The 20,669-nt window shown below is 74.5% G+C and carries 18 protein-coding genes; 10 read left to right on the forward strand and 8 right to left on the reverse strand.

Annotated elements, in window-relative coordinates; genetic code table 11:
• Positions 1–103: 103 nt before the first annotated feature.
• Positions 104–1,180 carry a sugar phosphate nucleotidyltransferase gene (locus tag AB0F89_RS11535; protein ID WP_367135324.1) on the reverse strand — a complete coding sequence of 359 codons (1,077 nt, stop codon included), beginning with the start codon at positions 1,178–1,180 and terminating at the stop codon, positions 104–106.
• A 157-nt stretch (positions 1,181–1,337) separates the two neighbouring features.
• Here AB0F89_RS11535 and AB0F89_RS11540 point away from each other — a divergent pair, with 157 nt between their 5' ends.
• A complete protein-coding gene (locus AB0F89_RS11540; RefSeq protein ID WP_367135326.1) occupies positions 1,338–1,709 on the forward strand; it encodes a hypothetical protein in 372 nt (123 codons plus the stop codon).
• Positions 1,710–1,857: 148 nt separating this feature from the next.
• Here AB0F89_RS11540 and AB0F89_RS11545 read toward each other — a convergent pair whose 3' ends face one another.
• Genes AB0F89_RS11545 through AB0F89_RS11560 form a run of 4 tightly spaced genes read right to left on the reverse strand, consistent with a single transcriptional unit; the run spans position 1,858 to position 5,472 of the window.
• Positions 1,858–2,394 (reverse strand): NUDIX hydrolase, encoded by a 537-nt coding sequence (locus tag AB0F89_RS11545; protein ID WP_367135328.1) that lies wholly within the window; start codon positions 2,392–2,394, stop codon positions 1,858–1,860.
• Complete coding sequence (locus tag AB0F89_RS11550; protein ID WP_367135330.1) at positions 2,391–3,800, reverse strand: coenzyme F420-0:L-glutamate ligase; 1,410 nt, start codon at positions 3,798–3,800, stop codon at positions 2,391–2,393. The genes AB0F89_RS11545 and AB0F89_RS11550 overlap by 4 nt, the downstream gene beginning before the upstream one ends.
• Complete coding sequence (cofD, locus tag AB0F89_RS11555) at positions 3,736–4,701, reverse strand: 2-phospho-L-lactate transferase (RefSeq protein WP_367135332.1); 966 nt, start codon at positions 4,699–4,701, stop codon at positions 3,736–3,738. The genes AB0F89_RS11550 and cofD overlap by 65 nt, the downstream gene beginning before the upstream one ends.
• 24 nt (positions 4,702–4,725) lie before the next feature.
• Positions 4,726–5,472, reverse strand: a complete 747-nt coding sequence (locus AB0F89_RS11560) for a site-2 protease family protein (RefSeq protein ID WP_367135334.1) — start codon at positions 5,470–5,472, stop codon at positions 4,726–4,728.
• A gap of 271 nt (positions 5,473–5,743) precedes the next feature.
• On the opposite strand from AB0F89_RS11560, the gene AB0F89_RS11565 reads away from it, so the two are divergent.
• Positions 5,744–6,049, forward strand: coding sequence for a WhiB family transcriptional regulator (locus tag AB0F89_RS11565; RefSeq protein WP_367135336.1), 306 nt, complete (start codon positions 5,744–5,746; stop codon positions 6,047–6,049).
• Between the two features lie 70 nt (positions 6,050–6,119).
• The gene (locus AB0F89_RS11570; protein WP_367135338.1) at positions 6,120–9,431 is read left to right on the forward strand and encodes a glycosyltransferase; all 3,312 of its coding nucleotides are present in this window, start codon (positions 6,120–6,122) and stop codon (positions 9,429–9,431) included.
• On the opposite strand, the gene AB0F89_RS11575 is transcribed toward AB0F89_RS11570, so the two are convergent.
• Positions 9,392–9,835 carry a metallopeptidase family protein gene (locus tag AB0F89_RS11575; RefSeq protein WP_123748322.1) on the reverse strand — a complete coding sequence of 148 codons (444 nt, stop codon included), beginning with the start codon at positions 9,833–9,835 and terminating at the stop codon, positions 9,392–9,394. The two genes, AB0F89_RS11570 and AB0F89_RS11575, sit on opposite strands and share 40 nt — an antisense overlap.
• A 171-nt stretch (positions 9,836–10,006) precedes the next feature.
• Between AB0F89_RS11575 and AB0F89_RS11580 the strand changes: the two genes are divergently transcribed.
• The 6 genes from AB0F89_RS11580 (at position 10,007) to AB0F89_RS11605 (ending at position 15,279) form a co-directional block, all read left to right on the forward strand.
• Positions 10,007–10,366 carry a DUF3499 domain-containing protein gene (locus AB0F89_RS11580; RefSeq protein WP_367135341.1) on the forward strand — a complete coding sequence of 120 codons (360 nt, stop codon included), beginning with the start codon at positions 10,007–10,009 and terminating at the stop codon, positions 10,364–10,366.
• Positions 10,367–10,454: 88 nt separating this feature from the next.
• Positions 10,455–11,807: a phosphomannomutase/phosphoglucomutase gene (locus tag AB0F89_RS11585; protein WP_367138832.1), complete on the forward strand. Its 1,353-nt coding sequence runs from the start codon at positions 10,455–10,457 to the stop codon at positions 11,805–11,807.
• Between the two features lie 5 nt (positions 11,808–11,812).
• Positions 11,813–12,010 (forward strand): Trm112 family protein, encoded by a 198-nt coding sequence (locus AB0F89_RS11590; protein ID WP_367138834.1) that lies wholly within the window; start codon positions 11,813–11,815, stop codon positions 12,008–12,010.
• A 6-nt stretch (positions 12,011–12,016) separates the two neighbouring features.
• Entirely contained in the window at positions 12,017–13,093 is a 1,077-nt protein-coding gene (locus AB0F89_RS11595) for a hypothetical protein (RefSeq protein WP_367135342.1), read from the forward strand.
• 4 nt (positions 13,094–13,097) lie between these two features.
• On the forward strand, positions 13,098–14,315 hold the full coding sequence (manA, locus tag AB0F89_RS11600) for a mannose-6-phosphate isomerase, class I (protein WP_367135344.1): 1,218 nt from the start codon (positions 13,098–13,100) through the stop codon (positions 14,313–14,315).
• A 43-nt stretch (positions 14,316–14,358) separates the two neighbouring features.
• Positions 14,359–15,279: a cation diffusion facilitator family transporter gene (locus AB0F89_RS11605; RefSeq protein WP_367135346.1), complete on the forward strand. Its 921-nt coding sequence runs from the start codon at positions 14,359–14,361 to the stop codon at positions 15,277–15,279.
• Between the two features lie 68 nt (positions 15,280–15,347).
• Here AB0F89_RS11605 and AB0F89_RS11610 read toward each other — a convergent pair whose 3' ends face one another.
• Positions 15,348–16,868 carry an amino acid permease gene (locus AB0F89_RS11610; RefSeq protein WP_367135348.1) on the reverse strand — a complete coding sequence of 507 codons (1,521 nt, stop codon included), beginning with the start codon at positions 16,866–16,868 and terminating at the stop codon, positions 15,348–15,350.
• Between the two features lie 81 nt (positions 16,869–16,949).
• Between AB0F89_RS11610 and AB0F89_RS11615 the strand changes: the two genes are divergently transcribed.
• Positions 16,950–18,302 (forward strand): glutamate mutase L, encoded by a 1,353-nt coding sequence (locus AB0F89_RS11615; protein ID WP_367135350.1) that lies wholly within the window; start codon positions 16,950–16,952, stop codon positions 18,300–18,302.
• Here AB0F89_RS11615 and AB0F89_RS11620 read toward each other — a convergent pair.
• Complete coding sequence (locus tag AB0F89_RS11620) at positions 18,196–20,634, reverse strand: hypothetical protein (RefSeq protein WP_367135352.1); 2,439 nt, start codon at positions 20,632–20,634, stop codon at positions 18,196–18,198. The genes AB0F89_RS11615 and AB0F89_RS11620 overlap by 107 nt on opposite strands.
• Positions 20,635–20,669 lie beyond the last annotated feature (35 nt).

Here is a 20,669-nt window from a genome sequence, read left to right on the forward strand (position 1 = left end):
CGACCACGTCCTGCGCACCACAACACCTCGGCTATCGGACGTCAGTCACCGGACGCCAGTCGTCGGACACCGCACACCAGTCATCGGACATCAGCCGTCGACATCACACGTCGGCGGAGAACCGCACCCCGCCCTCGGGCAGCACGACCCCCGGCCACACCCGCGCGCCGTTGACCAGCTCGCACCGCGCGCCGACCACCGCGTTGTCGCCGATCACCGCGTCCGAGACCACCGCACCCGCCTGCACCAGCGAGTTCGCGCCGAGCACGCTGCGCTCCACCCGTGCGCCCTCGCCGACCACCGCGCCGTCGAACAGCACCGCGCCGTCCACCACCGCTCCGGCCGCGACCGTGCAGCCGGAGCCGATCGTCGCGCCGCCCGTCACCACCGCGCTCTCGTCCACCGAGGCGCCTTCGAGGATCACCGCGTCACCCTGGAGCGCCAGCGCGGCCGTCGGCGCGATGCCGCGCACCAGGTCCGCCGACCCCTGCACGAACGCCGCCGGCGTGCCCAGGTCCAGCCAGTACGACGCGTCGACGTAACCCTGGACGCGCGCGCCCGCCGCCAGCAGGCCGGGGAACGTCTCGCGCTCCACCGACACCGGTCGACCGGCGGGGATGCCCTCGATCACCTCGCGGCGGAACACGTAGCAGCCCGCGTTGATCTGGTTCGTCGGCGGGTCGTCGGTCTTCTCCAGGAACGCCGTGACCCGGCCGTCCGCGTCCGTGGGCACGCAGCCGAACCGGCGCGGGTCGTCCACCCGCACCAGGTGCAGCGTCACGTCCGCCTCGGCCTCGCGGTGCGTGTCGACCACCGCCCGCAGGTCGACACCCGACAGGATGTCGCCGTTGAACACCACCACGTCGCGTTCGCGCAGCTTGTGCGCGACGTTGCGGATCGCGCCCGCCGTGTCCAGCGGCACGTCCTCGACCACGTACTCCAGCTCCAGGCCGAGCGCCGCGCCGTCGCCGAAGTGCTCCTGGAAGACCTCGGCCTTGTAGGACGTGCCGAGCACGACGTGCGTCATGCCGGCCTCCCGGATCCGCGACAGCAAGTGGGTGAGGAACGGCACCCCGGCGGTCGGCAGCATGGGCTTGGGCGCGGACAGGGTCAGTGGTCGGAGTCGGGTTCCCTTGCCCCCGACCAGAACCACTGCCTCGGCGCCTTTCAGCTCCGACATGCCGTTTTTCCTCCTCCGCTTACTTCCACCCGTAGTTTGCGAATACTCTGGCACGAGCACTCCGGCGGCACGGGCGGTGGTCCGTGTCGGCGAGCGCCACCGATCGGCACGCCGGCGTTCCGCTAGCCGGCCCAAGGCACCCGCAGGAGAGATCCGGATGGACCCCCGCGCTCGGGCCGACGCGGCGCTGGCCCGTGCTCGTGCACGTGGCATCCACGTCGTGACGCCGGACAACATGACGTCGCCCATGGACTCGTCGGCGACCCAGCAGATCCCGCGCGCCCTGGTGAACGCGGTCGACCCGCGCTCCGACCCGGACTCGACCATGGTCCTGGCCGCCCACGTCGCCGCAGGTCAGCCCGCCCCACCCCCGCCGCTGGAACCCGAACCCGAACTGCGCGTGGCCCCGGGTCCGGTCCCCACCGTGCAGCAGGTCCCGACCTCCCGCCCGACCCTCTCCCAACGCCTCTCCGGCGGCCAGCCCCACCACCCCCCGGGCCTCTCCCAACGCCTCAACGGCGACACCTGACCCCCGCGAGAGTCCTACCTCCAGCTCGCGAGAGTCCTACGTTCACGCACCCTGAGTTCAACGCTCACGTCGGCCCGCCGGCTCCTGAGCGTTGAACTCAGGTGTTCCGAACGTAGGACTCTCGCGGGCTGAACGTAGGACTCTCGGGTCAGAGGTGGGGGTGGATGGCGGTGAGGAGGGGGTGCAGGTCGTCGGTGTCGGGGGGTAGGGCGGTCAGGGGCCACCAGCGGAGGTCGGTGGACTCGGCGCTGCGGGTCGGGACGGCGCCGGCCGGGGCGCGGACCAGGAAGCGGACGTCGAAGTGGCGGGTCGGCTCGCCCAGCGAGCACGTGATCGGGTGCACGTCCAGGTGCACCGGCTCCGGGGAGATCCGCAGGTCGGCGATGCCGGACTCCTCCGTCGCCTCGCGCAGCGCCGCCCCCGCCAACGTCGTGTCCGACGGCTCGCAGTGCCCGCCCAGCTGCAACCACCGGCCCACCCGGGGGTGCAGGGTCAGCAACGTCCGCGAGCCGGACGCGTCGACCACCACGGCCGACGCCGTGAGGTGACCCGGCTCGCACGACCGCCGGCAGGCGTCGTCCCGAGCCGCCAGGAACCCCAGGTACGCCTGCCGCAACGCCTCCTGCGCCCGGTCGGCGGGCCGCCAGGCGCCCAACGTCGCCACCGCGTCCGCGTGCAGGCTCACAGCTCCACGTACCTCTCGTCCGACTCGGGCAGCTCCCGCGGCGCCAGCTCCGCCTCCGGGTGCCCGATCGCCACCGCGCCCAACGGCTCCCACGACGCCGGCAGCTCCAGCACCTCCCGCACCACGTCCGCGCAGAAGATCGTGGACGACACCCAGCACGACCCGAGCCCTTCGGCGGCCAACGCCACCAGCAGCCCCTGCACGGCCGCGCCGCCCGCGATCGTGAACATCGTCCGCTCGGCCTCCGAGCGCCGCGCGTCCGGGTAGGGGTGCGCGCCCTCGCGCACCAGGAACGGCAGGACGACCTCCGGCGCGTCGCGCAGGAAGTCACCCCGCGCCACCCGCGCGTCGATCCGCTCCTCCGACCACCCGTCGCCACGCAGGTCGGCGCGCCAGCGCGCCAGCATCGCGTCCAGCAGCACCTCCCGCCGCGACGACAGCCGCACGAACCGCACCGGCCGCGTGTGGTGCGGCGCGGGCGCGGTCAACGCCGCCGCCACGGCCCGCCGCACGACGTCCCCGGAGACCGGAGAGGAGGAGAACGACCGCACCGACCGGCGCACCAGCACCGCCTCGGCCCGTCCCCGCGCCACCGCCTCGGCCGTGCCCAGCCGGAACAGGTCGTCCTCGACCGGCCGGGCCAGGTCGCGCGCCGTCGAACCGTCGTCGGACACCGGCAGCCCGCGCACCACCGCCACCGGCACCGCGCCGAGCTTGCCCTTCACCAGGTCGGCCGCCGCCGCGACCTCGTCGGCCACCGCGACCTCGGTCACCACGAGCGGGTTGCCGTGCCGGTCGACCGAACCGCCGTACCGGTGCAGCACGGCCAGCCCGGACGCGCCGATCGCGGCGTCCGTCTGACCGACCCGCCACGCCCGGCCCATCGTGTCGGTGACCACCACCGCGACCGACACGCCCAACCGGTCCGCCAACGCCGCCCGCAGCGCCGCCGCCGACCCGTCCGGGTCCACGGGCAGCAGCGCGATCTCGTCGCCCGCCACGTTCGACGCGTCCACTCCGGACGCCGCCTGCACGATCCCCAGCTTGTTCTCGGTGATCAACGTCCGGCCGCGGCGCGCCAGCACCCGCACCGACTCCGCCTCGACGTGCTGCCGCCGCACGGCGTCGCGCGCCTCGGGGTCCGCCGGCACCCGCACCAGCCGACCTTCCACTTTGGACAGCACCTTGGACGTCACCACGACCACGTCGCCGTCGGCCAGCCAGGGCGCCGCCGCCGCCAGCGCGCCCGCCAAGTCGTCACCGGGCCGGAACTCCGGCAACCCCGCCACCGGCAGCACGGTGATCCCGCCCGGCGCCGCGTGGTCGCCCGGCGCCGCCTGGTCAGCCAACGTCGACACCGGCCAGTTCCAGCGCCGCGCGCGCCATCGTCGCGGTCGCGTCCACATCGGACATCAGCAGCGGCACCGCGCGCACCGCGACGCCCGGCACGTCGCACCGGTCGCCGGTGTGCACGAGCCAGCCGTCCAGCACGCCCTTGTCGGTGGTCCTGCGCGACCCGTAGTACCGGCCGACGGCCTCGGCGGAGGTGTCGACGCCGATCGCCGACAGGCACGCGTCCGCCATCCCGCGCAGCGGCTTGCCGCCGATGATCGGCGACAGCCCCACCACGCCCGCCTCCGTCTTGCGCAGCGCGTCGCGCACACCGGGCACGCCGAGGATCGTGTTCACGCTCACCACCGGGTTGGACGGCGCGATCAGCACCGCGTCGGCGTCGCGCAGCGCGTCCAGCACACCGGGCGCGGGCGTCGCCGTCTCCCCGCCGACCGACGCGAACGAGCGCGCGGGCAGCTGGGCCCGGTGCTTGACCCACCACTCCTGGAAGTGGATCGCCCGCTCGCCCCCGTCGCTCGTCACGACGACGTGCGTCTCCACCCGGTCGTCCGACATCGGCAGCAGCCGCACGCCGGGCTGCCAGCGGTGGCACAGGGCCTCGGTCACGGCCGACAGCGGGTAGCCCGCCCGCAGCATCCGGGTCCGCACCAGGTGCGTGGCGACGTCGCGGTCGCCGAGCCCGAACCACGACGGGTCGGCGCCGTAGGCCGCCAGCTCCTCCTTGACCGCCCACGTCTCGTCCGCGCGGCCCCAGCCGCGCTCGGCGTCGATGCCGCCACCGAGGGTGTACATGCAGGTGTCCAGGTCGGGGCAGATCCGCAACCCGTGCATCCACACGTCGTCACCCGTGTTCACCACGGCGGTGATCTCGTGCCCGGGACCGGCCAGGAGGCTCTTCAGCCCGACCAGGAACCGCGCCCCGCCAACCCCGCCAACCAGTACGACGACCTTCACGGGCAGCCATCCTCCCACCAGGTGTCACTGCCAGAACAGGAAGGTGCCCTGCCCCTGGGCCGCCAGCCCCCGGTAGCCGCCGATCAGCTCGAACAGGGAGTAACCGGCCTCGAAGAACATCCGGCCGATGGTCGGGAACCCGATCAGGACCGCGAAGAGCGCGAACGGCGCCCACATCCGCGCCTTCGCGCCGAACTGGCGGGCCGAGTACGACATGTACGGCTCGATCGCGCCCCAGCCGTCGAGCCCGGGGATCGGCAGGATGTTCAGCACGAACGCGAGGATCTGCACGGCCGCCAAGTACGACAAACCGGCGGCCAAACCCACGGGGGGCGTGAAAAGTATCACCGAGAGCGACAGGAGCACTCCGAGCAGCAGGTTGCTCAACGGCCCGGCCAGCGACACCAGCGATTCCACCCGCTTGTCGCGCAACGCGTGGTGGTTGATCCACACCGCGCCGCCGGGCAGCGGGATGCCGCCGAACGCGAGCAGCACGAGCGGCAGCACGATGCTGAAGACGGGGTCGGTGTAGCGGCGGATGTCGAGGGTCAGGTAGCCCTTGGCCCGCACCGCGTAGTCGCCGCCCCGGTAGGCCACGATCGCGTGGCCGAACTCGTGCAGGCACAGCGAAACGGCCCAGCCGCCCAGCACCAGCAGCACCGTGCCGGTGGTCCGCAGGGGGCCGTCGAACAGGGTCAGCACGGCGCCCGCCACCGTCACCGCGAGCAGGCTGAGGAACAGTGGACTCGGTCGCACCGCTGATCGCTTCACCCCTCCAGTGTGACCTCCCCGATCCGGTGCCGGACAGGCCGTCCGCTGGGCCGTTCGCGCCGCCCGCATTGCTCGGCGCACCGCCTCAATCACCGTCTGTGCTGCTAGTCAAGGATTTTCCGGCCATCCGCGCGAATATCCCCCGTCCTGTGGACTCCGCTTGACCGCGTGTTGTGACACAGGTGTAATCACATCGGTGTCATTCGTCGTTGTGGGGACGGCGAGTGGTGTCCGCCAACCGGGGAGAGCGGAAGGCGAGGAGGCGGACTGAATGCAGGAATTCGACGGGGGTCGCATCGTGGGCGGGGACGTCCCGGCATCGGAGCCGGTCGTGCTCGACCTGTTCGACGCGACCGATGAGCAGGACTGGCAGGAGCGCGCCCTGTGCGCGCAGACCGACCCCGAGGCGTTCTTCCCGGAGAAGGGCGGCTCGACCAGGGAGGCCAAGCGCATCTGCCTCGGTTGCGAGGTGCGCTCCGAATGCCTGGAGTACGCCCTGCAGCACGACGAGCGCTTCGGCATTTGGGGCGGGCTGTCCGAGCGTGAGCGGAGGAAGCTCAAAAAGCGCGCGGTGTGATCGCTCCCGCGCGCGCTCTGGCTTACCGTGGTCGTCCCACGGCGTAGTCGGAGCGACCTAGGAGCGGCACTTGACGAGCGGGGCCACTCCGCGGCTGCGCACCGCGCCGGTGTTGGCGGTGCTGGTCTGCCACGACGGCGACCGGTGGCTGGGCACGGCGCTGTCCTCGCTGCGCCGCCAGCAGCCGCGCCCGCGGCACGTGATCGCGGTCGACACGGGTTCGGTCGACGGCACCGCGACGTTGCTCGCCGACGCGGCCGATGGTCCCGATCGGGTGATCGACGGCGTGCTGACGCTGCCCCGCGGCACCGGGTTCGGCGCGGCGGTGCGGGCGGCCGTGCAGCACGCCGTGCAGCGGTGGGGCGACCCGGGCGCGTGGCTGTGGTTGCTGCACGACGACTGCGCCCCGGAACCGGACTGCCTGTCCGCCCTGCTGACCGCGGCCGAGGTGTCGCCGTCGGCGGCCGTGCTCGGCCCGCTGGGCCTGGACTGGACCGACCCGCGGCTGGTGGTGGAGGCGGGGCTGTCGACCGACGCGTCGGGGCACCGACAGACCGGCATGGGCCGGGTCGAGCTGGCCGGGTCGTTCGAGCAGAGCACCGAGGCGCTGGCGGTGCCGTCGGCGGGCTCGCTGATCCGCCGCTCGGTCTGGGACGCGCTCGGCGGCTACGACCCGACCATGCCGCTGCTGCGCGACGACATCGACTTCGGCTGGCGGGCCAACCTCGCCGGCCACCTGGTGCTGTCCGTCCCGGTGGCCCGGATGCGGCACGCGCGCGCGGTGGGCCGCGGCGGGCGGCGGTTGGACGCGGCGGCGGCCCGACCCGGACCGGCGTTGCGCGGCGTGGACCGGGCGCACGGGTTGCGCACGTTCCTGGTCAACTGCGGCGCGCTCTCGTTCGTCCTCGGGTTGCCGCGGATCGCGGTCCTCGCGCTGCTGCGCGCCCTCGGGTTCCTGCTGCTGCGCCGGTTCTCCGACGCGCACGCCGAGCTGGGCGCGCTGCGCTACCTGCTGAGCGGTCGGGCGGGGCTGCTCGCCGGACGCGCCGAACGACCCGCGCACGGTGTCGTGCGCGGCCTGTTCACCAGCCGGGTCACCCGGTTGCGCAACGCGATCCGGGCCGCGTCGGCCGCGCTGGTCCGGCGGCGGGTCGAGGCCGACCTGGCGCTCGGCCGGTTGCCGGAGGACGACGCGCGACCGGGCGCCTGGTCCCTCCCGTCCGAAGTGGAGCGTCCGGCGGTGGGCCCGTCGGCGCTGCCCGCCGGCGCGCTGTCCCGGCGGCGGCCCGTGCGGTCGACCGGTGGCCTGCGCCGCCCGGCGGTGACCGTGCCGGTGGAGCCGCCGGCCGCCTCGCGACCGTCGCCGAAGCCGCGGCCCTCGCCGGTGCCGCGGGGCTCGACCGCGCCGGGGGTGGTGTTCGTCGAGGTCGACCGGGCGCGGGTGCTGCGGTCGCTGGTGCTCGGACCGCCGTTGCTGCTGGTCGTGGGGCTGGCGGTGTTCGGGGTGCTGGCCAACGCGGCGCGGATCGGGCTCGACCTGAGCGGCGGCAGGCTGCTGCCGGTCGGCGACCTGGCGAGCACGTGGTCGTCCTACCTGGCGTCCTGGCACTCGGTGGCGGGCGGGACGACCGCGCCCGCGCCGGCCGCGCTGGCGGTGCTGGGGACGGTCGGCGTGCTGTTCTCCTCACCCGCCGCGCTGGTGGCCGTGCTGTTCATCGGCGACGCGCCGCTGGCCGGGCTGGCGGCGTACGCGGCGTCACGGCGGCTGCCCGTGCGGCGGCCGGTGCGCGCGCTGGTCGCGGCGGCGTACGCGTTGCTGCCGGCGGCGACGTCGGCGGTGAGCCAGGGCCGGCTGGACGTGGTCGTGGTGCACGTGCTGGCGCCGGTGGTGTTCGCCGGGGTGGCGTCCGTGCTGCGCGGCGGCGCGGGCGCGTCGTGGCTGCCGGTGGCGTCGGGGACGGCGCTGGCGGTGGCGGCGGTGGGCGCGTTCTCGCCGCTGGTGCACGCGCTGGTGGCGCTGGCCGCGCTGGTGGGGTTCGTGGTGGTGCCCGGTCGGCACGGCGACGGGCGGCGGCGGGTGGCGGCGCTGTTCATGGTCGTGCTGCTGCCGGTGGCGCTGCTGCTGCCGTGGCCCGCGGTGGTGCTGCAGAACCCGTCCGTGGTGCTGCACGGGGTCGGCGCGTTCGTGGAGCCGCCCGCCGTCGGCCTGGTGGACCTGCTGTCGCTGCGCCCCGGTGGGACGGGCGCGGTGCCGTTCGTCGGGTTCCTGGTGGTGGCGTTCGCGCTGGCGGGCCTGGTGCTGCGGCCGTCGCGGTCGATGGCGGCGGGGCTCGCGGTGGTGGTGCTCGGCGGGCTCTCGGTGGTCGTGCTGCGGACCGTGCCGGTGTCGCCGGTGCCCGGCGGCGACGCGTCGCCGGGGTGGACCGGCGTGGCGTTGGTGCTGGTCGGGTGGGGTCTGCTGTGGGTGGTGCTGTCGGCGTTCCGGCGGGACGTGGCCGCGGCGCCGGTGCGGCGGGCGGTGTCGGTGCTCGGGGTCGTGTCGGTGCTCGGGCTGGCCTGCGCCGGGTTCGTCGGGCTGCGGTCGGGCCCGTTGACGGCGGAGGCGGCGCGGTTGCCGTCGACGGTGGAGCAAGAGCTGCCGCGGACCGGGCGGTCGGTGCTGGTGCTGGGCACGCCGACGCGGCTGGTGGCCGGGCGGCTGCCCGCGTTCGGCGACGACGACCTGGTGCCCGTGCCGACGGCCGTGACCCGGTTGGAGCGGTGGTCGCGCGACCTGACCGGCGGGTCGTCGGCGGCGGCGAAGGTCGCGCTGGCGCAGGCGGCGGCGTCCGGGGTGGCGTTCGTCGTGGCGCCGGACCTGGCCACCGCGCAGCGGCTGCGGGACGCGGTCGGCGACCTGGTCGGCGTCACGCCGTCGATGTCGGACGGCCGGCCGGTGCTGCGGGTGCAGCTCGCGGCCGGGAACGCCGTGCTGCTGTCACCGGAGCTGGCGCGGCGGGCGAGGACCGGCGGCGACCCGCCGGTGGAGCTGGGCGCGCCCGGCACCGCCCCGGTCGAGGCCGGGCCGCCCGACGTGGGCGTGCGGGTGTCCGAGGGGCCGGAGGGCCGGCTGCTGGTGCTCGCGGCGGAGGAGGAGCCGGGCTGGCGGGCGTGGGTGGACGGCCGCGAGGTGGCGGTCGTGCGGGCGTGGGGTCACCTGGTCGGCGTGACGGTGCCCACCACGGCGTCCGAGGTGCGGGTGGAGGCGTCGTCCACCCTGCGCGAGCTGCTGCTGATGCTCCAGGCGGCGGCTGCCCTGTTCACCGTGCTGACCGCCATCCCCACCCGTTCGGGTCGGGCCGGTCAGTCGCCGTCGATGACGTCCGGGTCCAGGCCGAGGTAGTTGGCCACCTGCTCGACCAGCACGTCGTGCACCAGGTCGGACAGGTCGGCGCCGTCCTTGGCCCGCGCTTCGAGGGGCCGCCGGTACAGCACGATGCGGGCCCGGCGGTCCGCGCCCGCGGGCACCAGCCGCGCCAGGGGCACGTTGCCGTCCTCGACCACGTCGCCGTCGTCGCCCGACTGGACGTCCGGCACGTCGTCCACCGCGACGTCCAGCTGGGTCAGCTCCGTCCGCCACCGGGCCTCGATCGGCTCCAGCGCCTCCAGCACCAGCGCGTCGAACCGCTCCGCCCGGCTGCGGGCCGCCGGCAGCGTGGCCGGGTACAGCGGTCCGCGCAGCCCCCGGCCGTGCCGGTCGCGGTTGCGCCGCCGCGGAGCGCCCTGCCGCCGTGAACCCCGAGCCATCACCACGGGACAAGGGTAGTTGCCCACCCGCCGACCCCGTGCCGAGGCCCGCGTCGGACCCTCCCGGGCGGCCTTCGCGACCAGGCAACTCGCCGAACCCGGGCACGGTCGCCAGCGCCGCGCCGGAGGTAATCCAACACACGTCGCGCGGGACGCGATATCGTCCCCGCCGTGCGGAGCGTGAGACGGTGCTCGCGAACCGGGTGCGCGAACCCGGCAGTCGCCACGCTCACGTACGCCTATGCGGACTCGACCGCGGTGGTCGGCCCCCTGGCGACGTACTCCGAACCGCACTCCTACGACCTCTGCGAAGAGCACGCCCTGCGCCTCACCGCGCCGCGCGGCTGGGAGGTCGTCCGGCACCAGGGCGAGTTCCGGGCGCCCGAGCCCACCGTGGACGACCTCACCGCGCTCGCCGAGGCGGTCCGCGAGGCCGGCCGGGCCGCACCGCAGGTCGAGCTGCCGGAGCTGCCCGCCGGCACCATCAGACGCGGCCACCTGCGCGTTCTGCCCGATCCGAACGAAGACTGAACGAAGACTCAACGACCGGACACGACGCTCACGCGCGCGCCGGTAGGCTTCCCAAGGCAGTGTCAAGAGCCAACTTGGGAGTGTGGCCGTGCGCGATCTGTCCGGCATCGTGAAGGCTTATGACATCCGCGGTGTCGTCGGTGAACAGCTCGACGCCGACGTCGTCCGCGACTTCGGCGCGGCGTTCGCCCGCCTGGTCGGCGGCCCCGCCGTGGTGATCGGCCACGACATGCGCGACTCCTCGCCCGGCCTGGCCGCGGCGTTCGCCGAGGGCGTCACCGCCCAGGGCGTCGACGTCGTCAGCATCGGCCTGGCCAGCACCGACATGCTGTACTTCGCCTCCGGCAAGCTGGACCTGCCCGGCGCGATGTTCACCGCCAGCCACAACCCGGCCAAGTACAACGGCATCAAGCTGTGCCGCCCCGGCGCCGCGCCGGTCGGCCAGGACAGCGGCCTCGGGCAGATCCGCGCGGACGCCGAGCAGGGCGTCCCGGACGCCGAGGGCGTGGCCGAGGGCGAGGTCACCGAGCAGGACATGCTCACCGAGTACGCCGCCTACCTGCGCGAACTGGTCGACCTGAGCACCAGCCGGCCGTTGAAGGTCGTGGTCGACGCGGGCAACGGCATGGGCGGCCACACCGTGCCGAAGGTCTTCGAGGGCCTGCCGATCGAGGTCGTCCCGATGTACTTCGAGCTGGACGGCAACTTCCCGAACCACGAGGCCAACCCGCTGGACCCGGCCAACATCGTCGACCTGCAGGAGCGGGTGCGGGCCGAGGGCGCGGACGCCGGCGTGGCGTTCGACGGCGACGCGGACCGCTGCTTCGTGGTGGACGAGCGCGGCGAGCCGGTGTCCCCGTCCGCCATCACCGCCCTGGTCGCGGTGCGCGAGCTGGCCAAGGACCCGGGCGGCACGATCATCCACAACCTGATCACCTCGCACGGGGTGCCGGAGATCGTCCGCGAGCACGGCGGCGTGCCGGTGCGCACCCGCGTCGGCCACTCGTTCATCAAGGAGGAGATGGCCAAGACCGGCGCCATCTTCGGCGGCGAGCACTCCGCGCACTACTACTTCCGCGACTTCTGGCGTGCCGACACCGGCATGCTGGCGGCGCTGCACGTGCTGGCCGCGCTGGGCGAGCAGGACGGCCCGCTGTCCGCGCTGACCAGCGACTACTCCCGGTACGCCGCGTCCGGCGAGATCAACTCCACGGTGGCCGACCAGCAGGGCAGGCTGGCCGCGATCAAGGCCGAGTTCGGCGGGCGCGAGGGCGTCGAGCTGGACGAGCTGGACGGCCTCACGGTGAACCTGCCGGACGGCTCCTGGTTCAACCTCCGTGCGTCCAACACCGAGCCGCTGCTCCGGCTCAACGTCGAAGCCGCCGACGCGGCCTCCGTCGCCGCGCTGCGCGACGAGGTCCTGGAGATCGTGAGGGGATGAGCGCCGTGGCGGTCCAACTGGACGCGCAGTTGCTGGAGATCCTGGCCTGCCCGTGCCCGGAGCACGCGCCGCTGCGGGTCGGCACCCCGGCCGACCCGCTGGCGGACTACCTGACCTGCACCTCGTGCGGCCGGTCGTTCCCGGTTCGGGACGGCATCCCGGTGCTGCTGCTCGACGAGGCTGTCGAGCCGACGGCCGGGTGATGATCCGTGCTCGACGACAGCCTGCTCGACGACCAGTCCCGGCTCGGCGACGCTGACCGGGAGGGCCTGCTGCGCGCCGCCGCCCGCGCCGGCGCGCAGGTCCGCGCCACCGCCGAGGCCGCCGACGAACTCGGCGTCAGCCGGGTGTTCGAGGACCGGCCGCGCGCGTTGGTGCTGGTCACGCGGCCCGGCGTGGGTGGCGCCATCGCCGGGGTGGTGACCGCCCTGCTCGGTCCGCGCTGCCCGGTGCCGGTCGTGGTCGCCGACGACGTGCCGACGTGGGTGGGCGCGCTGGACGTGGTCCTCGCGCACACCGAGGACCACGGTGACGTGCGGATGGCCGAGTCGGTGGACCGGGCGGCCCGGCGCGGCGCGCGGGTGCTGCTGACCGCCGAGCCGGACGGCCCGGTGGCCGCGTCCGCCGCCCAGCACGCGCTGCTCATCCCGCCGCGGGTGCCGGTGCCGCAGGGCTTCGGCTTCGCCCGCGGTTTCGCCGCGTGGGTGGTGGCGCTGAAGGCGCTCGGCCTGCTCGACGCGGACGTGCAGGCCGTCGCGGACGAGCTGGACCGCGAAGCCGAGCGGTGCCACCCGATGCACGAGTCGTTCGTCAACCCGGCCAAGACGCTCGCGCTGCGGATCGCCGAGCGGACCCCGCTGCTGTGGGGGCTGGACGACCTGGCCACGGCCGTCGCCGGGCACGGCGCGGGCGTGCTCGCGACTTATGCGGGCGTGGTGAGCGACGTGGCCGGTTATCCTCAGGCCCTGACCCGCTCGATGCTGCACCGCCGGGCCGTGCTCGGCACGTCCGGCGCCGACCTGTTCGCCGACCCGGACGACGAGGTCGACGGCCTGGTCCGGGTGCTGCTGGTGGCCGCGCGCCGCGGCCCGCAGGCCGACTTCGACCGGCGGGTCGCGATGGAGACCTTGTCCGGGGCCGACGTGCTCGAACCGGCCGAGGAGGTGAGCGGCGGCGAGGCGGTGTGCGCCGCGCTGCTCGCCCTGCGGTTCGAGCTGGCCGCGCTGTACCTGGGCCTGGCGGCGGGGACGCTGGGCGGGCCCGGGCTGTACGCGCCGGCCGTGTGAGGGGATGACTGTGGACCTGCTGCACAACGCGGTGCGGGCGTACGCGTGGGGATCGCGCACCGCCATCGCCGAGCTGCTCGGGAAGGAGGTGCCGACGCCGCACCCCGAGGCCGAGCTGTGGATGGGCGCCCACCCGGGCGACCCGTCGCGGGTGGTGGGAGCGGACGGCCGGGCGCGGTCGCTGCTCGAACTGCTCGCCGACGACCCGGACGGCCAGCTGGGCTCCCGGCACGCCGACCGCTGGGGCAGCAGGCTCCCGTTCCTGCTCAAGGTGCTGGCCGCGGACGAGCCGCTGAGCCTGCAGGCGCACCCGTCGGCCGAGCAGGCCGCGAACGGGTTCGCCGCCGAGGACGCGGCGGGCGTGCCGATGGACTCGCCGATCCGCAACTACAAGGACCCCTCCGCGAAGCCGGAGCTGGTCTGCGCGCTGACCGAGTTCCACGCGCTGGCGGGGTTCCGGGCGCCCGAGCGCTCGGTGGCGCTGCTGCGCTCGCTGGACGCGCCGGACTTCGCGCCGTACACCGAGCTGCTGGCCGCCCAGCCGGACGGCAACGGCCTGCGCGCGCTGTTCACCACGCTGATCACGCTGCCGCAGACCGCGCTGGACATGCTCCTGCCGCAGGTGCTGGACGCGTGCGTGCTGCACGTCAAGGAGCGCGGCGAGTTCGACCTGGAGTGCCGGACGGTCCTGGAACTGGGCGAGGCGTACCCCGGTGACGCGGGCGTGCTGGCCGCGCTGCTGCTCAACCGGCTGGTGCTGCGGCCGGGCGAGGCGATCTACCTGCCCGCCGGCAACCTGCACGCGTACCTGCACGGCACCGGCGTGGAGATCCTGGCGAACTCGGACAACGTGCTGCGCTGCGGGCTGACGCCCAAGCACGTCGACGTGCCCGAGCTGATGCGGGTGCTGGACTTCCAGTGCGGCGACATGCCCGTGCAGACCGGGGTGGAGACGTCGCCGGGGCTGTGGTCGTACCGGACGCCGTGCCCGGAGTTCGAGCTGTCGCGGCTGGAGGTGGGGCCGTCGACGTCGGTCCGGGTGGACCACAGCGGCCCGCAGATCCTGCTCTGCACGCGCGGCCGGGCGCGATTGGCCACCGGCGGCGAGTCGATCGAGCTGACCCGGGGCCAGTCCGTGTGGCTGCCCGCGCGCGACCCCGAGGTTTTCGTCACCGCGGAGGTTGACACCCAGCTTTTCCGGGCTACCCCCGGCGTTGAGTAGGGTCACACCGACAAATCGGACCTGGGTGTAGTAGGGAGCAACCGTGTCAGCAGGGGGCGGGACCAAGGCGATCATCGCCGCACTGGTGGCCAACGCCGGGATCGCCGTGGCCAAGTTCGTCGGCTTCCTGATCACCGGGTCGTCGTCGATGCTCGCCGAGTCGGTGCACTCGGTGGCGGACACGTCCAACCAGGGGCTGTTGCTGCTGGGGCAGAAGACCGCCCGGCGCAAGGCCACGTTGAACCACCCGTTCGGGTTTGGTCGGGACCGGTACTTCTACTCGTTCATCGTGGCGCTGATGCTGTTCAGCCTCGGCTCGGTGTTCGCCCTGTACGAGGGCATCCACAAGCTGGAGGCGCACGAGAAGCTGAGCAGCCCGATGGTCGCGGTGATCATCCTGGTCGTCGCGATCGGCCTGGAGACCTACAGCTTCCGCACCGCGATCGTGGAGTCGAAGGCGGTCAAGGGTGACGCCACGTGGTGGCAGTTCATCCGGCAGTCGAAGGTGCCGGAGCTGCCGGTCGTGCTGCTGGAGGACGCGGGCGCGCTGTTCGGCCTGGTCCTGGCGCTGATGGGCGTGGGGCTGTCGACGTTGACCGGCGACCCGGTGTGGGACGCCATCGGCACGATCTGCATCGGCGTGCTGCTCGGCGTGATCGCGGTCATCCTGATCGTGGAGATGAAGTCGCTGCTGATCGGCGAGGGCGCGGCGGCCGCGGAGCTGGACGTGATCGTGGACGAGCTGGCGGCGGGCAAGGTGCAGCGCGTCATCCACATCCGGACCCAGTACATCGGGCCGGACGAGCTGCTGGTGGCGGCGAAGATCGCGCTGAACCCGGGGCTGACGGTGACCGAGGTGGCCGAGGCCATCGACAACGCGGAGCAGCGGGTCCGGAACAAGGTGCCGGCGGCGCGGCTGATCTACCTGGAGCCCGACCTGGACCGGTCGCAGGCCAAGTCATAACCCCTCGGCGAGCACCCGCTCGCCCTTCGTCGCGCACCGGTTCGGGCACGCCCGGCACGCCCGGAACGCTACGGAACCTCGTCGGGCTTCACCACGGGCTCGGCGGTGGCCCCCTTCTTGCCCAGCAGCGAGTGCCGTCGGCTGTAGGCGAAGTAGACGACCACGCCCAGGGCCATCCACACCAGGAACCGCACCCACGTCAGCGCGGTCAGGTTCAGCATCAGCCACAGGCACGCCAGGATCGCCAGCACCGGGACCACCGGGACCCACGGCACGCGGAAGCCGCGCGGCAGGTCGGGGCGGGTCTTGCGGAGCACCAGCACGCCCGCCGACACCAGGATGAACGCGAACAGCGTGCCGACGTTCACCATCTCCTCCAGCTTGCCCGCCGGGAAGAAGCCCGCCGCGACGGCGACCAGCACGCCGATGACCACGGTGATCCGGACCGGCGTGCCGTGCTTGCCGGTCCGCGCCAGGCCGCGCGGCAGCAGGCCGTCGCGCGACATCGCGAACAGCACCCGCGACTGGCCCAGCATCAGCACCATCACGACGGTGGTCAGGCCGGCCAGCGCGCCGACCGAGATGACCGTGGCCGCCCAGTCGACGCCGTTGGCCGAGAACGCCGTGGCCAGCGTCGCCCGCGTGCCGTCGGGCTGGGTCTTGAGCTGGTCGTAGGGCACCATGCCGGTGATCACCAGCGACACCGCGACGTACAGCACGGTCACGATCGCCAGCGACCCGAGGATGCCGCGCGGCACGGCGCGCTGCGGGTCCTTGGTCTCCTCGGCGGTCGTGGCGACCACGTCGAAGCCGATGAACGCGAAGAACACCAGCGACGCGGCGGCCAGCAGCCCGAGCACGCCGTACGTGCTGCCCTCGAAGCCGGTGGCCAGCGAGAACAGCGACTGCTCCAGCCCGGAGCCGGTGGCGCCACCGGTCTCGGCGGGCGGGACGTACGGGCTGTAGTTCGCCGCCTTCACGTACCCGATGCCGAGCACGACCACGAGCAGCACCACGGCCACCTTCACCGCCGTGATCACCGCGCTGACCCGCGACGACAGCTTCGTGCCGACCACCAGCAGCACCGTCAGCGCGGCGACGAGCAGCAGCGAGCCCCAGTCGACGTCCACCCCGCCGACCGCCGCGGTGGTCGGCACCTCGACGCCGAGCTGCCCGAGCACCACCTGCAGGTACTGCGACCAGCCCTTGGCCACCGCCGCCGCGCCGACCGCGAACTCCAGCACCAGGTCCCAGCCGATGATCCAGGCCGCGAACTCGCCGAACGTCGCGTAGGAGAACGTGTACGCACTGCCCGCCACGGGCACCGTCGACGCGAACTCGGCGTAGCACAGCGCGGCCAGCGCGCACGCCACCGCCGCCAGCACGAACGCCAGCGACACCGACGGCCCGGCCAGGTTGCCCGCGGTGGACGCGGTCAACGTGAAGATGCCCGCGCCGATCACCACCGCGACGCCGAACACCGTCAGGTCCCACGCGGTGAGGTCCTTGCGCAGCCTGGTGCCCGGCTCGTCGGTGTCCGCGATCGACTGCTCGATCGACTTCGTGCGCCACAACCCGTTCCCCGGCACGGTCTTCGCCTCCTGTGCTCGACTGGTCCGTTCAGCGTAGAGGTGGGTGCCGACGTTCGGCGGCACCGGTAGTTTGCCCGCATGACCGTGCTGTGCCTGGACATCGGCTCGACGTGGACCAAGGGCTCCCTCGTGTCGCCCGCCGGCGACCTGCTCGGCACCGCACAGCACACGACTACCCCGCCGGAGGTGCTTCGAGGCATCGATTCCGTGGCGGGGGAGCTCGGCCCGGCCGAGCAGGTCCTGGCGTGCTCGTCGGCGGGTGGCGGGCTGCGGCTCGCGGTGGTGGGTCAGGAGCGGCTGATCAGCGCCGAGGCCGGCTACCGGGTGGCGCTGTCGGCGGGCGCGAAGGTGGTGCACGTGTCGACCGGCCCGCTCGACGGCGCGGGCGTCCGGGCCCTGCGCGCGGCGAAGCCCGACCTGGTGCTGCTGGTCGGCGGCACGGACGGCGGTGACGCGTCGGTGCTGCTGCACAACGCCCGCAGGCTCGGCGCGAACCGGATCGCCTGCCCGGTCGTGCTCGCGGGCAACGCCGACGCCCAGCCGGAGGCGGCGGAACTCCTCCGCGGCCGGACGGTCGTGCGGACGGCCAACGTGCTGCCGGACGTCGGCGAGCTCGCGCCGGGACCGGCCCGCGCGGCGATCCGCGAGGTGTTCCTGGAGCACGTGATCGGCGGCAAGGGCCTGTCCCGGGGCCGGCGGTTCCGCGGGCTCGTGCGCGCGGTGACGCCGGACGCCGTGCTGCGGGGCGTGTCCCGGCTGGCGATGCGGGACCGGGAGGGCGCGGTGCTGGTCGTGGACGTCGGCGGCGCGACCACGGACGTGTACTCGGCGGTGTCCACTGTGGAGGGGACGGGCCGGGCCGTGGCGCTGCCGCCGGACCGCCGCACGGTCGAGGGCGACCTGGGGATGCGCTGGTCCGCGCCCGGCGTGGTGGCCGAGGCGGTCGCCGAGAAGCTGGTGGACCGGGCCGAGGCCGCGGTGCTGCGGGCGGAGGCGGACGCGCGGGCCGCCGACGTGACCTGGCTGCCCGACGACCCGGCGGTCGACCTCAGGCTCGCGGCGCTCGCCGCCGTGCTGGCGATCCGCCGCCACCTCCGGCTGGTCGACGGTCGGCTGGGCCCGCGCGGCGCGGGCCTGCTCGTGCTGTCCGGCGGTGTGTTCCGGCACGCCGCGTCCACCGCGGACGTGGAACGGGTGTTGCTCGCCGACCCCGTGCTGCGCCCGTTCCTGCGCACCGCCGACATCGCGGTCGACCGCGACTACGCGCTGGCCCCGGCCGGCCTGCTCGCCGGGATCGGCCGCCCGGAAGCGGCCGACCGCCTGCTCACTTCGGTTCTGGCTCCGGCGACGGCGTCGGGAACGGAGCCGGTGACGGAGCCGGGGGCCGGGACGGCGGCGACGGGGACCACGACGGCGCCTGGCGCGCGATAGGCAGCACCGGCTTCGGCGGCTCCGCCGTCTCCAACCCGGCCGCGATCGCGACCGCCCGGTCCCACTCGGGGTCGGAGGTGTAGTCCGCGTGCCGGTTCACGCCCGGCGCCCACCGCCGCCCCGGGAACGGGCCGCGCTGCGGGTCCGGCAGCCAGTGGTCGCCGCCGAGCACCAGGGCGCCGGTCGGCCCGCGCAGCGCCGGCGGCAGCGCGCCCGACGTGCCGTCCGGCCGGAAGCCCGCGCCGAGCAGCATCCCGTCGAACACCTGCCGGTTCCACGTCGTCACCGCGCCGCCCAACGCGTCCGTGCCCCGGCACAGCGCGCGCCACCGCCCGGCCAGCCCACCGGCCAGCGTCGCCAGCGAGGTGTGCGGCACGACCGCCGGGAACGCCCGCGGGTACGCCCACTGCAACTGCGAACCGGCCGTGACCAGGCCCAACCGCTCGGCCTCGTGCTCGGGCAACTCCTCCAGCAGCCGGGCCGCCGCCACCGCCGCGAGCAGGCTGCCCTGGCTGTGCCCGGCCAGCACCACCCTGGTGCCGGGCTCGGCCAGGTGCTCGCGCACCCGCGCCACCAGCTCCGGCACCACCTTCAACGCGTAGCACGGCGGCACCACGGGGTGCGCCTCGCGCGGCCAGAACGCGGCCAGGTCGGCCAGCACGCCGACCTGCCGCGCCTTGTCCGGCCGCCGCGCCGCCAGGTACACCGCCCGCAGCAGGGACAGCGCCAGCACGGCCAGCACGACCACCCCGAACCCGCTGACCGGGCCCGTCCACGTCGGCGGCTCGACCCCGCGCAGCCGCAGGAACGCCGCCGGCACCGCGCCGACCGCCGGCACCGACGACGCGACCAGCACCACGTGGTGGCTGTGCCGCCGCTGCCACCGCGCCCACCACCACGCCCGCGCGGCGTGCTTCACGTCACGCGCGCGTCCCGCGTGCAGCAGGGCCGCCTCGCGGGCCCAGTCCTTGTCCCGCCGCAGGGAGCTCCACCGCACCATCCCGGTGGCCGCCGCCATCGCCACCCCGGCCAGGAACGCCAGCACCCCGGCCACGCCCCACAGCAGCGCGAGGTACTTGTAGCCGTCCGGCAGGTCGCCGTGCCCGAGCACCTGCTCCGCGGTCAGCGCCACCCCCGCGCCGAACCCGCCGCCGAGCAGCGCGGCCAGCGCCACCACCGGCGCGGCCATCCAGCCGCCGGCCCACGGCCGCAGGTCGCGCGGCTGCGCCGACCAGGTGCGCCGGGCCAGCAGCGCGGCGGGCACGAGCAGAACCGCGATCAGCACGCACACCAGCGCCACCAGCGCGGCCACCATCTGCACGGCCAGGTCCGCGCCCGGCAGCGGCGCGGGCAGGTGGACCAGCAGCGCGGCGGTCACCGGCAGCGACAGCCACGCCGTGGTCTGCAGCACCCGCCGCGGCCCGCGCCCCAGCGCCGCCCGCAGCCACCGCCCGCCCCGGTGCGGCGCGCCGCCCGTCGGGTCGTCCAGCAGCATCGCGCCGAGCGCGGCCACCCCGACCAGCGCCACGCCCAGCACCCAGCACGCCGTGATGGCGAACCCGTGCCAGCCCGGCGCGACCAGGGGGCTGAGCGGTCCGCCCAGCGCGACCACCACCGCCGTGCCCAGGGCCGCGACGACGTGCAGCACGCGCAACGCGGGCGTGTCCGGGTCGGTGGCCACGTGCGCGCCGGGCAGCCCGCTGCGCCCGCCCTCGGCCGCGGGCGCCTCCTGGCGCTCGATCCGCCAGTCCACACTGGACATCCTCTGGAGCACCAGCACGGCCAGCGCGATCGGCGTGAGGCCGATCAGGGCGCGCACCCACGGCGTCGTGTTCAGCCAGGAGGGCCCCCACAGGCACGCCGAGCCGGGCGCGAGGCACTGGGCGGCGACCAGGTCCAGGCTGATCACGGCCAGCTGGGCGACCAGCAGCACGGTCAGCAGCAGCGCCGCGAGCCGCAGCAACGCGCGCAGCGCGATCCCGAGCAGGTGCGCGGGCGCCGACCCGGTCGGCACCGGCGGCAGCATCCAGTGCGCCACGTTGGCCAGCGAGAACGGGAACAGCAGCGCCCACGTCGCCTTGGCCCAGCCGCCCGAGGTCATGCGGCCCCAGACGTAGCCCTCGACCACCCTGGTCACCGGGCGGCCCGCGGCCTGGAGCACCGGGCCGGGCGCGGGTCTGCGGAGCCGGTCGGCGGGCCGGACGACGCGGCCGAGCCCGTCGCCCGCCACGTCCACCGCCGCCACGGCGTCGACCAGCGACTGCGGGGTGGTGCCCTGGACACCGTGCACCCGCAGTTCGACCACCCGTGTGTCCGGGCCGGGAATCAGCACAGATCCTCCCGCGAACCTCGCGCCAGCCTCGCCAT

The sequence above is a fragment of the Saccharothrix sp. HUAS TT1 genome, from assembly GCF_040744945.1.
In the GTDB taxonomy this organism is placed as follows: domain Bacteria; phylum Actinomycetota; class Actinomycetes; order Mycobacteriales; family Pseudonocardiaceae; genus Actinosynnema.